At 71.5% G+C, this 14,001-nt stretch carries 15 protein-coding genes and 1 tRNA gene; 6 read left to right on the top strand and 10 right to left on the bottom strand.

The features are described 5' to 3' along the window. The first annotated feature begins 119 nt into the window (after window positions 1-119). Together QCD68_RS08915 and QCD68_RS08910 are read left to right on the top strand one after the other, a co-directional pair. Window positions 120-1,097, top strand: coding sequence for an NAD(P)H-quinone oxidoreductase (locus tag QCD68_RS08915; RefSeq protein ID WP_301222759.1), 978 nt, complete (start codon window positions 120-122; stop codon window positions 1,095-1,097). Between the two features lie 74 nt (window positions 1,098-1,171). Beyond that, window positions 1,172-1,861, top strand: a complete 690-nt coding sequence (locus tag QCD68_RS08910; RefSeq protein ID WP_301222758.1) for a hypothetical protein — start codon at window positions 1,172-1,174, stop codon at window positions 1,859-1,861. 158 nt (window positions 1,862-2,019) lie between these two features. Here the strand turns inward: QCD68_RS08910 and QCD68_RS08905 are convergent, their stop codons facing one another. The 7 genes from QCD68_RS08905 to QCD68_RS08875 form a co-directional block, all read right to left on the bottom strand. Continuing rightward, the gene (locus QCD68_RS08905; RefSeq protein ID WP_111073756.1) at window positions 2,020-2,769 is read right to left on the bottom strand and encodes an amino acid ABC transporter ATP-binding protein; all 750 of its coding nucleotides are present in this window, start codon (window positions 2,767-2,769) and stop codon (window positions 2,020-2,022) included. Next, a complete protein-coding gene (locus tag QCD68_RS08900) occupies window positions 2,766-3,644 on the bottom strand; it encodes an amino acid ABC transporter permease (RefSeq protein WP_301222757.1) in 879 nt (292 codons plus the stop codon). Before QCD68_RS08900 ends, QCD68_RS08905 begins: the two co-directional genes overlap by 4 nt. Window positions 3,645-3,651: 7 nt before the next feature. Continuing rightward, window positions 3,652-4,473 (bottom strand): ABC transporter substrate-binding protein, encoded by an 822-nt coding sequence (locus QCD68_RS08895; RefSeq protein WP_301222756.1) that lies wholly within the window; start codon window positions 4,471-4,473, stop codon window positions 3,652-3,654. A gap of 111 nt (window positions 4,474-4,584) precedes the next feature. Then, entirely contained in the window at window positions 4,585-5,082 is a 498-nt protein-coding gene (locus tag QCD68_RS08890; protein ID WP_301222755.1) for a cupin domain-containing protein, read from the bottom strand. Then, on the bottom strand, window positions 5,079-6,485 hold the full coding sequence (locus QCD68_RS08885; protein ID WP_441005176.1) for an amidohydrolase family protein: 1,407 nt from the start codon (window positions 6,483-6,485) through the stop codon (window positions 5,079-5,081). Before QCD68_RS08885 ends, QCD68_RS08890 begins: the two co-directional genes overlap by 4 nt. Beyond that, window positions 6,482-8,215, bottom strand: a complete 1,734-nt coding sequence (locus tag QCD68_RS08880) for an adenosylhomocysteinase (RefSeq protein WP_301222754.1) — start codon at window positions 8,213-8,215, stop codon at window positions 6,482-6,484. Before QCD68_RS08880 ends, QCD68_RS08885 begins: the two co-directional genes overlap by 4 nt. A gap of 29 nt (window positions 8,216-8,244) precedes the next feature. Then, window positions 8,245-9,201 (bottom strand): PrsW family glutamic-type intramembrane protease, encoded by a 957-nt coding sequence (locus QCD68_RS08875; RefSeq protein ID WP_301222753.1) that lies wholly within the window; start codon window positions 9,199-9,201, stop codon window positions 8,245-8,247. A 74-nt stretch (window positions 9,202-9,275) separates the two neighbouring features. On the opposite strand from QCD68_RS08875, the gene QCD68_RS08870 reads away from it, so the two are divergent. The 3 genes from QCD68_RS08870 to QCD68_RS08860 all read left to right on the top strand — a co-directional run bounded on the left by QCD68_RS08870 (window position 9,276) and on the right by QCD68_RS08860 (window position 10,512). Beyond that, a complete protein-coding gene (locus tag QCD68_RS08870; RefSeq protein WP_301222752.1) occupies window positions 9,276-9,539 on the top strand; it encodes a glutaredoxin family protein in 264 nt (87 codons plus the stop codon). Between the two features lie 140 nt (window positions 9,540-9,679). Continuing rightward, window positions 9,680-9,961: a GlsB/YeaQ/YmgE family stress response membrane protein gene (locus QCD68_RS08865; protein WP_111073761.1), complete on the top strand. Its 282-nt coding sequence runs from the start codon at window positions 9,680-9,682 to the stop codon at window positions 9,959-9,961. A gap of 122 nt (window positions 9,962-10,083) precedes the next feature. After that, a complete protein-coding gene (locus tag QCD68_RS08860) occupies window positions 10,084-10,512 on the top strand; it encodes a hypothetical protein (protein WP_111073762.1) in 429 nt (142 codons plus the stop codon). Window positions 10,513-10,597: 85 nt separating this feature from the next. Here the strand turns inward: QCD68_RS08860 and nadE are convergent, their stop codons facing one another. From nadE to QCD68_RS08845, 3 genes are all read right to left on the bottom strand, one after another. Next, window positions 10,598-11,425 carry an ammonia-dependent NAD(+) synthetase gene (gene nadE, locus QCD68_RS08855; RefSeq protein ID WP_111073763.1) on the bottom strand — a complete coding sequence of 276 codons (828 nt, stop codon included), beginning with the start codon at window positions 11,423-11,425 and terminating at the stop codon, window positions 10,598-10,600. 89 nt (window positions 11,426-11,514) lie between these two features. Next, on the bottom strand, window positions 11,515-11,901 hold the full coding sequence (locus QCD68_RS08850) for a VOC family protein (protein ID WP_290156734.1): 387 nt from the start codon (window positions 11,899-11,901) through the stop codon (window positions 11,515-11,517). 123 nt (window positions 11,902-12,024) lie between these two features. Continuing rightward, window positions 12,025-12,096 (bottom strand) — tRNA-Arg (locus QCD68_RS08845). Between the two features lie 137 nt (window positions 12,097-12,233). Between QCD68_RS08845 and QCD68_RS08840 the strand changes: the two genes are divergently transcribed. Further along, window positions 12,234-13,931, top strand: coding sequence for an HAD family acid phosphatase (locus tag QCD68_RS08840; RefSeq protein WP_301222751.1), 1,698 nt, complete (start codon window positions 12,234-12,236; stop codon window positions 13,929-13,931). Window positions 13,932-14,001: the final 70 nt, after the last annotated feature.

Below are 14,001 nucleotides of genomic sequence, written 5' to 3'. Positions count from 1 at the left end.
GATCGGACACGTTCGCGACCGACAGTACCGACGGCTGCCTCCGGGCGACCGGGCGACTGGGCAACCGGCCGACTGGCTTCACGGTCCGACCGCGGTCAGCGGGCGCGTACGGTCGAGGGATGCGTGCCATCACCTTCTCCCAACCCGGCGACGTCGACGTCCTGACCCTCGGCGACCTGCCTGACCCGGTCCCCGGCGACGGCGAGGTCCTCGTCGAGGTCGCCGCCGCCGGCGTGAACAACGCCGACCTGCAGCAGCGTCAGGGGAACTACCCGCCGCCGCCCGGAGCCTCGGACGTCCTCGGGCTCGAGGTGTCCGGCACCGTCCGCGCCCTCGGCACCGGCGTCACGGACTGGGCGGTCGGCGACCGGGTGTGTGCGCTGCTCAGCGGCGGCGGGTACGCCTCGCTCGCCGTGGTCCCGCAGGCGCAGCTGCTGCCGGTGCCGGACGACCTGGACCTGGTGGCGGCCGCCGGGCTGCCCGAGGCGGCCTGCACGGTGTACTCGAACATCGGGATGCTCGCCGGACTCCGACCGGGCCAGACCCTGCTCGTGCACGGCGGGACCGGTGGGATGGGGTCGCATGCGGTGCTCTGGGCGAAGGCACTCGGTGCGCGGGTGATCGCGACCTCGGGCGGCGAGCGGAAGGTCCGGGCCTCCCGGGAGCTCGGCGCGGACCTGGTGATCGACCACCGGGACGAGGACTTCGTCGAGCGTGCGCTGGCCTTCACGGACGGCGTCGGCGTGGACGTGGTCCTCGACGTCGTGGGCCCGTCGTACCTGCACCGGAACCTCGAGGTCCTCGCACCGAACGGGCACCTGGCGATCATCGCCGCGGGTGCCGGCGCGGATGCGACCCTGCCGATCGGCCAGCTCATGCGGAAGCGGGCGACCGTGAGCGGGACGACGCTCCGGGCTCGTCCCGCTGCCGAGAAGGCCGAGATCGTCGCGGCCGTCCGGCGGGACGTCTGGCCGTTCGTCGAGGACGGACGGGTGCGTCCGGTGATCGATGCCGTGGTGCCGATCGCGGACGCAGCGGAGGCGCACCGCCGGCTCGCCTCCGGTGACGTCATCGGGAAACTGCTGCTGGCCATCTGAGGACATCACATGCGAGATTTCGCCAGGTCGCCGCTCCACGATGGGCGGGTCCGACCCCTCCCTGAAGGAGCACCATGTCCCCTCGCACCCTCCGCACCCGTCTCCTCGCATCGGCGCTCACCGCCGCCGCGGTGACCGGAGCCGTCCTCAGCGCCACGCCCGCATCGGCGTCCAACGCGATCATCCCGACCCCCTCCGTCCAGCTGGTCGACAACCGCCCGGTGGTCGAAGGGGTCATCGGGGAGTTCGTGTTCCAGGTCGACCAGCACGACTTCCCGGTCCGCGTGCACGCCGAACCGGGTGACCTGCGCATCACCGACGAGGACGGCACCGAGCTCTGCACGGTCAGCGCTGCCGACTTCGAGCGCGACGACTGCCAGGTCCGTGGCCTCGGCCCCGGCAACCACCAGATCACCGCGACCGTGGCCAACCGATGGGGCACGGTGTCGTCGGCACCCGTCACCCTCGAGTCGTACGCACCTCCGCTCCCCGCGCGCAGCGTCGAGCGGGAAGCGTCCGCACCGGTCGCCGTCAGCTCGATCCGCACCTCGCCCCTGATGGGTGGCTACGCCGCCATCACGCTCCGGACCACGCCGGGCGCCCACCCGACCAGCGTCGTCATCCGTGACGACCGGCGCGGGCTCGCCGGCGGTGTCGTCGACGGGGAGAAGACGTTCTTCGCCCGTGGGATCGGCTCCGGCACGACGGTCCTGACCGTGACGGTCGACAGCAAGACCGTGCTGCAGTTCCCCGTCACCGTCTGACCAGTCCGTCCCCGGTCGACTGCGCTCCGTCGACATCGAGCGCACTCGGCCGGGGACGGGGCAGGCCCGCCCACCACCGGTGCGTCGGGCCCGCCCACCACCGGTACGTCAGGCGCTCACGCCGAACGGACGAGCGCTCGCTCCGTGCGCAGGCGCGCTCAGGCAGCGTGCACGCGTGCCAGGAACGCGCGGAGAGCCGGGTGCTGCGGGTCGTCGAGCACCGCGGCGGGAGCGCCCTGCTCGACGACCTCGCCACGGTGCAGGAACACGATCCGGTCGGCGACGTTCCGCGCGAAGTGCATCTCGTGCGTCGTCATGAGGATCGTCGACCCCTGCTGCTTGAGTTCGGTCACCAGGTCGAGGACCTCACCCACGAGCTGCGGGTCGAGTGCGCTCGTCACCTCGTCGAGCAGGAGCAGCTCCGGGTCCGACGCGATGGCGCGCACGATCGCGACGCGCTGCTGCTGCCCGCCGGACAGCCGGTCCGGGAACGCCGCGGCGAAGTCACCGAGTCCGATCCGGTCGAGCAGCCGGCGCGCGTTCGCCTCGGCCTCCGGACGGGAGGCGCGGTGCACCTTCCGCGAGGCCAGCGTCACGTTGTCCAGGACGCTCATGTGCGGGAACAGGTTGAACTGCTGGAAGACGACGCCGATCCGGGCGCGTGTGGCGTCCACGTCGACACGGGGGTCCGAGACGTCCTCGCCCTGCAGCAGCACCTGACCGTCGTCGATCCCCTCGAGCAGGTTCACGGTCTTCAGCAGCGTCGACTTGCCGGAGCCGGAGGCCCCGATGACGCAGATGACCTCGTGGCGGTGCACGGCCAGGTCGATGCCACGCAGGACCTCCTGGTCGCCGAACGACTTGCGCAGGCCGCGCAGTTCGAGGACGGGAGCGGTCGTGTCGGTCACACCGCGCCTCCGATCTGTTCGCGCTGCTGCTGCTTCCGGGCGATCGCGTCGGTGACCCGGATCAACGGCAGGCTGATGAGCACGAAGAGCAGGCCCGCCACCAGGTACGGCGTGAAGTTCGTCTGCTCCGCCTGGGCGATCTGGGCGCTGCGGACCGCGTCGACGGCACCGAGGATCGAGACCAGCCCGACGTCCTTCTGCATGGAGACGAAGTCGTTCATGAGCGCCGGCGTGACCTTGCGGATCGCCTGCGGCAGCACGACCAACCGCAGCGTCTGTGCGTGGGACAGGCCGAGCGACCGGGCGGCCAGACGCTGGGACGGGTGCACGGCCTCCATCCCGGCCCGGAGCACCTCGGCGACGTAGGACGAGTACGTCAGCACGATCGCGATCGTCCCCCAGAACTCGGGCGCCAGCCGCGGGAAGACGCCGAGACCGGGCAGGCCGAAGCCGACCAGGTACAGCACGATGATGAGCGGCAGGCCGCGGAACAGGTCCGTGTAGCCGGTCGCCAGCATCCGCAGGGGGAAGAAGACCGGGTTGCGGAGGCCTCGGACGACGGCGAGCAGGGTGCCGAGCACGGCGACGCCGATGCTCGCGGCGAACAGGATCCGGACGTTCAGCCAGAGGCCGAGCAGGATGTCCGGCAGCGTGTCCCAGGCGACCTGCGGGTCGAAGAACGACTGCTGGACGGCCGCCCACCCGGGGGTGTTGACGATGCCGATCCAGGCCAGCACCACGACCACCAGGGTCGAGACGACGGAGACGGTGACGGACCGGCGTCCGCGCTGCCGACGGTAGAGCTGGCGTTCGCGTTCGACCTGGCTCGGTGCCGGCGTGACCAGCGGCGTGCCGGCCCCTGCGGGCGTCGTCATGCCCGCGTCACTTCAGGACCGGGGTGTTCGTCTCGGAGGACAGCCACTTCGTCTGCAGGTCCTGCAGGGTGCCGTCGCCCTCGAGGGACTTGAGTGCCGCGTCGACCTTCGGCGTGAGCTTCGAGTCCTTCGGCAGGACGATGCCGAACTGGTCGCCGGTACCGTCGGCCGGGAACTGCGCCGACACCGTGCCGCCCTTCACCTGCGAGGCCGAGATGTAGAAGGCGGTCGGCAGGTCGGTGACGATGGCGTCGATCTGGCCCGACTGCAGCGCGAGGACGGCGTCGTCGTTGGAGTTGAAGACCTGCGGGGTGACACCGAGCACGTCCTTGACGCTCTGGATGCTCGTCGAGCCGGCCGCGACGCCGATCGTGTCCTTCTTCAGTGCGGCGACGGTGGTGTCATCGGCGGCGGCGGACGCCTTCTTCGTCACGACCGCCTGCGTGGTCGTGTAGTACGCGGACGACATGTCCACGGCCTTCTTGCGCTTGGCGTTGATCGAGAACTGCTGCAGGTTGAGGTCCCAGTCCTTCGCACCCGGCGCGATGGCGCTGTCGAAGGTGCTGCGCTTCCAGACCACGTCGCCCTTGCCGTAGCCCATCTCCTTCGCGACGGCGTAGGCCAGAGCAGCCTCGAAGCCCTTGCCGGACTGCGGCTCGTCGTCCTCGACCCAGGGTGAGTACGCGGGCTGGCCGGTGGCGATCGTGAGTTTGCCGTCGGTCACGGTGCCGGCGGCGTTGTCACCACCACCGGACGAGCAGCCGGCGAGGGCGGTCGCGGCGACGAGGGCCGTGGCGAGGGCGATGGTCAGGCGGAGGGGTCGGGTCACGGTCTGGCCTTCGTCAGAGGGGAACAGGGCAGGTCGAAGTGTACTTCGATGTGGGATACCAGCGCGAAGCGGATGACGCGACGCGACGACCGGTGCCGTCCGCGCGCCGGTTCAGTCGGCGAGGGTGAAGTCCTCGAACGAGAACCCGGGCGACACCAGGCAGCTGAGGAGCACCTCGCCCTCGTGCGGGATCGTCCGCTGCCAGACACCGCCGCGGACGAACGCCTGCGCGTCGTTGACCCGGTCGCGACCGGCGTCCGGCCCGAGGGTGATCCGCGCTCCGGGCTCCGGCTGGTCGCCCGACCCGCCGAGTTCGAGCTCGACGGTGTCGGGTCCGTGCCACATCCAGATCTCGTCGCTCGTGACCCGGTGCCAGGCCGAGGACTCGCCCGGGGGCAGCAGGAAGTGGATGAGCGTCGCGGCGGGACGCTCCCCCGCGGGCGTCTGCACGGTGGCCGGGGAGGTCCAGGTCCGGACGTACCACCCGCCCTCGGGGTGCGGCTCCATGCCGAGGGCACGGGCGCGGGACGGGACGTCGAGCCACTCGACGAGGTCGCCGGTGACGGTCCGGCGTGCGGCCATGCCGGGTCGGGGTGCGGTGTCGGTCATCGGGGCTCCTTGCTGGGGGTGACGGGAGATGTGGTCGTGGGTGCCGCACTGGCGGTGCCGGGCACCGTCCGGGCTGCGTCGGCGGTCCGGACGACCCCGCGGATCACGGTCGCCGCAGCACGTCCGCCGCCGTCCTCGACGAGTTCGGCGAGCGCGTCGGGCACGGTCCGCGAGTCGACGTCGAACACGGCGAGGTCGGCGCGGGCGCCCACGGCCAGGTGTCCGATGCGGTCGGGGCCGACGGCGAGACCCATCGCGTGCGCCCCGCCGAGCGTCGCCGCGGCGAGCAGTCGTTCGTGCAGGTCGCGACCGGTGTAGCCCTGCGCGCGGGCGATCCGGTGCAGTGCGGTGACGTCGGCCATCGGGTCGAGCGACGGCGACGACGACAGGGAGTCGGTGCCGACGGCGATCGGGCTGCCCTCCCGCAGGTAGTCCGCGACGGGTGGCGGGTCGAGTCCGATGACGGCGTTCGACCGTGGGCAGAGCGCGACCGCGGTGCCGCGAGCCCGGAGCAGTGCCCGGTCGGCGGCGGTCATGTAGACGCCGTGCGCGATGTGGCAGTCCGGTCCGAGGACGCCGAGCCGGTCGACGAACGACGTCGCGCTCGCGCCGAACCCGAGGGCGCGCATCGCCCGGAAGGACGGCACGTTCGCCAGGTGCCAGTCCGCACCGTGGCCGACGCCGGCGACGCCCTCCAGCCCGGGGATCGGCTCGACGGCGGTGCGCTCCCCCTCGAACGCCGCTTCGCCGAGGTGCAGGTGCAGGCGCAGTCCCCGCTGCCGCACGATGTCGGGCAGTTCGAGCAGCGGTGCCACGTCGAGCGAGTACGGCGCGTGCGGTGAGAGCCCAGCGCCGGGGGTGGTCGGGATGCGGGCGAGTTCGTCGAGGACCTGGTCGCGTCCGTGCTGCTGCCAGGCGGCGTTCTCCCAGTCCATCACCTCCCAGTAGGCGATCCCACCGAGGCCGGCGTCCTGCAGTGCGGTCGCCGCGTCGAGGTCGGTGACGACGTCGGCGATGCTCGTCACCCCGGCCGCGATCGACTGCACGGCACCGGCCGCGGCTTCGGCCCGCCAGTCGTGCGGTTCGGCGTAGACGGTGTTGAACGCCGACGCCCAGTCCTCGAACCCGTCGTACTGGCCCTGCCCGACACTGGCCATGCCGGTGTACTGCAGGTGCGAGTGTGCGTTGACCAGACCGGGCAACAGCGCGCCACGCCACCGTCGCTCGGTGAACGGGGTGCCGTCGAGCTGGTCCACCACCCACGAGCGTTCACCGACGTGCAGGATCCGCCCGTCGCGCACGGCCACGGCACCGTCGGCGATCGGGGGCGCGGTCATCGGCACGACGACCCGCGCCGAGTGCACGGTCGTGGCCGAGTGGACGGTCGGCATGTCCGCGCTCACGCCGGTTCCCCGAACCGTCGCGTTCGGACGTCCGGTTCCCGGTCCGCGGGCTGCGCAGCTGGCCAGGTCGTGTCAGCCGGACGGCCGGGAGGCCCGACCACCGTCCCGAACGCGGCGAGCGCCGCGCGGGCGGTCACCGCGTCCACCTCGGGGTCGATCGGCACGACGGCACGCTCGAGCTCGTCCCCGCGCTCGACGAGCATCCGCACCGCCCCGAGCTGCGCCGCGAAGGACAGGTCCATGATCTCGATCGGGTTGCCCTCGGCAGCGGTGATGTTGATGCAGCCCCCGCCGTCGAGCAGGAGCACGTCGGGACCGTCCGGGATGCTCACGCGTTCGACCTTCCGTCCGATCGTCGTGCGGACCGCTCCGGCGGCGAGCGCGTCGTCGACGGCGACCTCCTGGTCGACCCCGCCGGCGACCGCGACGACCGTTCCGGCAGCGCAGGCCCGCAGCACGGCGAGGCTGATCGTGTCCGGCACCCCGGAGGCGCTCATCACCAGGTCGGCGGTCCGGACGGCCTCGGTGAGCGGGGCGACGGTGTACCCGGCGAACAGGGCCTGCAGCGCCCGGACGGGGTCGGGGTCCGCGACGGTGACCCGGAACCCGAGCGCGCGGAGCACCAGGGCGACCCCCTCGCCGACGTGACCGAACCCGGCGACGACGGCCGAGCCTCCCAGCCGGAGCACCGCCGAGGGGTCGTCGAGGCCGTCGAGCAGGTCCAGCGCGGCGAACACGGTCGACTGCCCGGTGCCGTACCGGTTGTCGAAGAACGTCTTGGTGCGGGCGTCGTTGACGGCGACCACCGGGATCCCGAGCTGCCCGCGCGACGCCATGACCCGCAGCGGGCGGAGACCGCTCGTGGTCTCCTCGGCGGCCCCGAGCATCGTCGGCAGCAGGTCCGGGCGGTCCTGGTGCACGAGCCGGATGACGTGCGAGCCGTCGTCGATGAGGACGTGCGGCCGGGTGTCGAGCATCGCGAGCGCCAGGTCGCGCTGTTCCGGCACGGTCGCCGTGCTGCTCGCGTGCACCGGGATGCCCGTGCGGCGGAGCACGTCCGCGACGGCGTCGTCGGTCTCGTCGGCGTGGGCGTAGACGACGACCTCGGCACCGGCGTCCTGCAGCAGCAGGGCGAGCACCGCGGTCTTCGGCTCCAGGAACAGGCCGACGCCGATGCGGGTGCCGCGCAGCAGACTGCCCTGCCGGAGCTCGTCGGCGACCGCGCGGGCGACCGGCATCGATCGTCGGGCCCAGCGGATGCGGGCCTGGGCGGCGGGGTCGTCCTCGGCGGAACGGCCGGTGGAGACGAGGAACACGTCGTCGGACGTCGTCGGCACACCGAGCACCCCGGGTCGGGCGAGCGTCGTCGGACCGAACGCGTCCTCGTCGACGGCGGGGACGTGGCGGCCGGCGTCGACCACGAGCAGCGTGGACCCGCGCGGGCGGTCGGCGGTGGCCTGCTCGACCGCGAGGACGGACTCCTCCGGCGTGCCGAGGCACCAGAGCTGGTCGACAGCGGCTGGATCGGCGGCCGGGTCCTCGGCCGGCCGGGCACCGAGTCCCGCGAGCAGGTCGTGGAGGACTGCCGCATCTCGGGCGTCGCCGCCGACGATGCGGAAGCGCCGGGCGGCGATCAGCATGTTCGTCACCCGGGCGGTGTGCCGCACGGCGGCGGAGGCCCAGGCCAGCACGGCCGGGTCGACGCGGGCTGTCGGGTCGGCGCGCGGCATGCGCCCATCGTAGGGCGCTCCGGACCGCCTCAGCGGAGCGGGTGCGGCGGCGGCGACCCGGCCCAGGCGCCCAGCTGCGCACGCTGTCCCGCGTCGAGCCGTCGCGCCCGCCGCCGGTAGTGCAGGAGCACACCGACCAGGACGGCCACGCCGATCACGGACACGACCGCGAGCCCGGCGACGTACAACGACGTGACGACGCCGGCGAGGGACGACGGCACGTACCCGTCCTGCGCCGCCGAGAACGGCGTCCCCGTCAGGACGAACGCCAGCAGGGTCGAGATGGTCGAGTTCGAGTCCCACAGCCCGTGCAGCACCGCGACGACGACGTAGGCGACCAGGATCTGCCACGCCCACCGGAACCTCGGTCGCCCATGTGCCACGCCGAACAGCACGGACCCGAGGATCGCCGTCCAGAGCACGTGGCCGACCGGGGACAGCACGGCGCGCGCGACCTCGGTCTGCAGCAGCGAGGACAGGTCGATGCCGCGGGTGGTGATCGCGGCGTTGAAGGCGTACCCGGCGGACTCGAACGCCGAGAACCCGGCGCCGACGGTCGCCCCGAGGAGCGCCCCCTGCCGCGCGGTCTTCGGCCGGACCCGCCACCCGACCACGACGAGCAGCACCCCCTTGACGAGTTCCTCGACGAAGCCGACGAGTAGGTACAGCCCGGCTCCCGGTCGGAGGTCGGACTCGAGCAGTGACGCCCCGAGGACACCGAGCACCCCGCCCACGAAGAACGCGGTGACGAGCTGCATGGTGCTGATCGTGCCGGTGACCCGCTCGATGACGAACAGCACGACCGTGAAGGGGACCAGGAAGCTGCCGATCAGGATGATCGTCGGCACCAGGTTCGTGTTCTGGGTGGCGATCGTCACGATGATCGTCACGACCCAGAGCAGGAACCCGCCGAGCAGGGTCTTCCACCACCAGCCGTGCCGGTGGTGCGGGTGGGCGCTGCCCCGCGCCTCGGTCTCGAGCGTCATGGGGCCATCGTGCTCCCGCGCACACGGACCCGGTCACCGGGAATACGGAAGGCGCGGCGGACGTAGTGACCGACATGACTGACGAGACGTTCGACAAGGTGACCATGTTCGGCGCGGACTGGTGCCGCGACTGCCGTCGTTCCAAGGCGCTGCTCGACCGCCTGGGCGTGGACTACCAGTACGTCGACGTCGAGGCCGACCTGTCGGCAGCGGACCGGGCCGAGGCGATCAGCGGCCGGAAGAACATCCCCGTCGTCGTGCTGCCGAACGGCAAGCACTTCGTCGAGCCGTCCGACGCCGAACTGCAGGGCGAGCTGGAGTCCTCGGGCGCGGTCTGAGCACCCTCCGCGGCTCCGTCCTGGCGGGTAGCGACCGTTCCTGATGACACGCTGAGTCGATCCGGTGTTCAATCGGGCTCCGGCCCTGAGCTCGGTGATCCGCCGCAGCCTCGGACCGGCCGCGGAACAAGGAGAACACCATGGGCGTACTCGGCCTCATCATCAGCCTCATCGTCATCGGCCTCATCGCCGGTGCCCTCGCCCGACTGATCATCCCCGGCAAGCAGAACATGTCGATCCTGATGACCATCGTCCTCGGCATCGTCGGCTCGTTCGTGGGTGGCCTGCTCGGCTTCCTCATCTTCCAGCACGACCCGACGGACGGCTTCTTCCAGCCGGCCGGCATCATCGGCTCGATCATCGGCGCCGTCATCGTGCTGTTCCTCTACACGCGCTTCGCGGGTCGCGGCGCCCGCCGCTGACGCACGGAACGTCACGACGGGAGGCCCGGTACCAGCTGGTACCGGGCCTCCCGTCGTCTGTTCGCCAGCACGTCCCCCGTCGTCCGGACGCCGCGCAGCACGCGGCGCGTACCGTCCACGTCATGACTGACGAGAACGACACCCGTCGCCCGGAGCAGGACGCAGCGCGACTCGGGCTGGTCGTGGTCGGCGAGGCCTCGGCGCTGCAGTCCGGTGACGAGCAGGCGCTGGACGCGAGCGAGGCGAACATCCGCGACGCTGTCGACGAGCTGGTCGACGTGCCGCTCACCCCGCGCCAGGAAGAGGTCGTCGAACGCCTCGCGCAGGCCGGCGGGACCCTGACGGCGGGCCTCAGCGGTGCGCTGGCGGCCCAGACCGGGCACCCGGTTGAGGACGTCCTCGAGGGCGCGGCCCGCAGCATCGTCTGGCAGGAGCGTCTCGCCAGCGAGGGCGCCCAGGGCCAGGACGGCAGCCGACCGGACGATGGGCGTCAGGACGCTGGGCACCCGGACTCCGACCGTGACCGTCGCGACGACCGCGACCAGGCCTGACCGTCCCGCCAACCTGACCCACCGACAGACGGGAGGCTCCCCACCGGACCGGTGGAGAGCCTCCCGTCTGTCGGTCAGCCGACGGTCACGCCGTCGCGTGCCACCACTCGTCGAACGGCGTCGCGGGCACCTGGCGCTTGTGCTCCGTCGCGCGGTAGCGGGCCTCGATCGCCTCGGCGACCTCGACCGGGACGTCGTGGCCCTGCAGGTAGGCGTCGAGTTCGGCGTAGGTGAGGCCGAGGTTCGCCTCGTCCGTCTGGCCGGGCAGGTCGTCGAGCAGGTCCGCGGTCGGCGCCTTCTCGTACAGGCGGGCCGGTGCGCCGAGGTGCTCGAGCAGCTGGCGCCCCTGGCTCTTCGTCAGGCCGGTCAGCGGCGTGAGGTCGACACCGCCGTCACCGTACTTCGTGAAGAAGCCGGTCACCGCCTCGGCCGCGTGGTCCGTGCCGACGACCAGGTACCCGCGCTGCCCGGCCACGGCGTACTGCGCGACCATCCGCATCCGGGCCTTGACGTTGCCCTTGACGAAGTCGCTCAGCGGCACCCCGGCGTCCGCGGTGTCCTGGACGACCCCGTCGACCCCGTGCTCGATGTTGACGACGATGCCCGGGTCGGCGGCGATGAACTGCAGCGCGAGCTGCGCGTCGTCCTCGTCGGCCTGCACGCGGTACGGCATCCGCACGGTGGTGAACTCGGCCGCGTGGCCCTCGGCGCGGAGCGACTCGATCGCGAGCTGCGTGAGGCGACCGGCCAGGGTGGAGTCCTGCCCGCCACTGACGGCGAGGACGTAGCCCTTCGCGCCGGTGGTCAGCAGGTAGTCGCGCAGGAAGCCCACGCGCCGGGCGACCTCCTGCTCGGGGTCGATGGTCGGCTGGACGTTGAGGTCCGCGGCGATGGCGGCTTGGAGTTCTCGCACTCCCCCAGTATCCGCCCGCACCACCGTCATGCGCACGGGTTCTCGGCACCTGCTCGGATCGGATCAGGACGCTGGCGACGGGTACGTGGTCACTGCTGTTGCACGGAGAAGACGTTGCCGGCGGGGTCCGCGAACCAGGCGATGTCCGGCCCCATGGCACGGGACCGGCCGCGGAGGACCTGCCGCTCGTCCGCCCACTGTCCGCCGTCGGTCGGGTGGACACCGAGAGCGGCCAGGTCGTCGAGCGCGGTGTCGATGTCGTCCACGACGAAGTTCAGCACCGTGAACGTCGCCGGAGTGTGGTCCGGTTTGCCGTAGACCAGGACGGGGACGTCGGAGCCGGGCAGCAGGAGCTGCATCATCTGGCCGGCGACGAGGACACGGACGTCGATCCCGAGGACGCCGGCGTAGAAGGCCACGGCAGCGTCGACGTCGTCCACGCTGAATCCGCTGTAGGCGCTGGCGGGTTGGAACACGGGGGCCTCCTCGTCCGGGTGCAGCAAGTGTGCACCCGCGGGCCCGCCACGTCGACAGTGCCCCTGGAGGGACTCGAACCCCCAACCCTTTCCTGAGGACGGAACGGGACGAACCACCGGAAGTGCCCCTGGAGGGACTCGAACCCCCAACCCTTTCCTTAGGACGGAACTGCTCTTCCATTGAGCTACAGAGGCCGGCTCGACCACTCTAGCGGGAGCCGCAGAACGCTCCCGCTGGTGCAGTCGGCAACAGACTCTGGACGCACGGCACTCTCCCAGCTAGCGTCAGCCGTGGCCCCCGGTCGGGGGCAGTCCCGGACCGAAGGACCCGCATGACCCTCCCCTCCCCCGCGCGCCGTTCCGCCGCGGTCGCCGCCGTCACCGCGGCCGCGCTCGCCGTCGCCCTGCTCAGCGGCACGGCGGCGAACGCCACCACGACCGCACCCACCACGACGAGCAGCAGCAGCAGCAGTGCGACCAGCCGCGCCGACCGACACCTGACGCCCCGTACACACTTCACGATGGCGCCGGACGGCTCGTCGGGGAAGACCGAGGGCGGCGAGGGCATCCCGAACATCGACTCCGTGAAGAAGACGATCGCGGCGTACTACGGCGACCCCGGCACGGGTGTCGCGGACAAGACGGACAGCCCGTACATCCGCGAGATGCGCTCGATCATCGCGAAGCAGACCCGCTCCCTGCAGAAGACCTACGACCGCGCGGTCCGGCGTCACGAGAAGCCGGCGATCGTCCTCGACACCGACGACACCACGCTCGAGACCTACGACATGGAGGTCGCCGACATGCACTTCGTGTTCGACCCGGCCGAGCAGGACGTCTGGGTGCAGGACCAGCGCTTCCCGGCGACCCCGTCGATGGTGGGCTTCGTCGCCGCCGCGCAGAAGGTCGGCTTCACCGTGTTCGGGCTGACCGGTCGGAACGACGACCAGAAGGCCGCGACGCTCGCCAACCTGGCGAAGGTCGGGTACTCGGGCTTCACCGACGACCACTTCTTCACGAAGTGGACCGGCAAGGGTGCATCGCAGCAGCCGAGCTACGTCACGTGTGCGACGGCGAAGTGCACGACGGTCGAGTACAAGGCCCTCACCCGCAAGCACATCGAGCAGGACCTGGGCTACGACATCACGCTGAACGTCGGCGACCAGTGGTCCGACCTGCAGGGCGGGTTCGCCGACGCGACCCTGAAGCTGCCGAACCCGACCTACTACCTCCCTTCGGCCGACCTGCCGGGTGTCCGTGAGCCGAAGCTCGCCCCACAGACGCGCTTCCGCATGGCTGCCGACGGTTCGTCCGGCCGCACGCAGGGCGGCGAGGGCATCCCGAACATCGACTCGGTCAAGGCGACGATCGCCACGTACTCCGGCGACCCCGGTACCGGCATCGCGAACAAGACGGACAGCCCGTACATCCGCGAGATGCGGTCGATCGTCGCGCGCCAGATCCCCCAGGTCGCCGCCGCGTGCACCGCGGCCGACCGTCGCCACCGCAACCCGGCGATCGTCCTGGACGCCGACGACACGACCCTCTGGACCTACGACATGGAGGTCGCGGACATGCACTTCGTGTTCGACCCGGCCGAGCAGGACGTCTGGGTGCAGGACGAGCGGTTCCCGGCCACGCCCTCGATGACGAACCTGGTGTCCGTCGCCGAGCGCTCCGGCTGCACGGTCATCGGTCTCACCGGACGCAACGAGGCGCAGCAGACCGCCACGATCGACAACCTGCACAGGGTGGGCTTCCCCCAGTTCGCCGCTGAACAGGACGGACACCGCACCTACTTCACGAAGTGGACCGGCACCGGTACCTCGCAGCAGCCGTCGTACGTGCACTGCGCGACGGCCAAGTGCACGACGATCGAGTACAAGTCGCAGACCCGCGCGTTCATCGAGTCGCGAGCCGGTGGCAGCTACGACATCGTCGCGAACGTCGGTGACCAGTACAGCGACCTGATCGGCGGTTCCGCCGACCGGTCCGTGAAGCTACCGAACCCGACGTACTACCTGCCGTAGCAGGCAGAGCCCTGCCGGAGCAGGCAGACGACGGACCGGGGGGCCCGGGGGGCCCCCCCCCCGGCCGCCC

Origin of the sequence: Curtobacterium sp. PsM8, from assembly GCF_030433875.1 — a bacterium.
Taxonomy (GTDB): domain Bacteria; phylum Actinomycetota; class Actinomycetes; order Actinomycetales; family Microbacteriaceae; genus Curtobacterium.
Note: the sequence above shows the minus strand (reverse complement) of the source record. Positions and strands in the feature narration are given on the sequence as shown.

Coding starts and splice junctions, on each gene's coding strand:
- QCD68_RS08915 (WP_301222759.1), top strand. CDS start 120: ATGCGTGCCATCACCTTCTCCCAACCCGGCGACGTCGACGTCCTGACC.
- QCD68_RS08910 (WP_301222758.1), top strand. CDS start 1,172: ATGTCCCCTCGCACCCTCCGCACCCGTCTCCTCGCATCGGCGCTCACC.
- QCD68_RS08900 (WP_301222757.1), bottom strand. CDS start 3,644: ATGACGACGCCCGCAGGGGCCGGCACGCCGCTGGTCACGCCGGCACCG.
- QCD68_RS08890 (WP_301222755.1), bottom strand. CDS start 5,082: ATGACCGACACCGCACCCCGACCCGGCATGGCCGCACGCCGGACCGTC.
- QCD68_RS08880 (WP_301222754.1), bottom strand. CDS start 8,215: ATGCCGCGCGCCGACCCGACAGCCCGCGTCGACCCGGCCGTGCTGGCC.
- QCD68_RS08875 (WP_301222753.1), bottom strand. CDS start 9,201: ATGACGCTCGAGACCGAGGCGCGGGGCAGCGCCCACCCGCACCACCGG.
- QCD68_RS08870 (WP_301222752.1), top strand. CDS start 9,276: ATGACTGACGAGACGTTCGACAAGGTGACCATGTTCGGCGCGGACTGG.
- QCD68_RS08865 (WP_111073761.1), top strand. CDS start 9,680: ATGGGCGTACTCGGCCTCATCATCAGCCTCATCGTCATCGGCCTCATC.
- QCD68_RS08860 (WP_111073762.1), top strand. CDS start 10,084: ATGACTGACGAGAACGACACCCGTCGCCCGGAGCAGGACGCAGCGCGA.
- QCD68_RS08840 (WP_301222751.1), top strand. CDS start 12,234: ATGACCCTCCCCTCCCCCGCGCGCCGTTCCGCCGCGGTCGCCGCCGTC.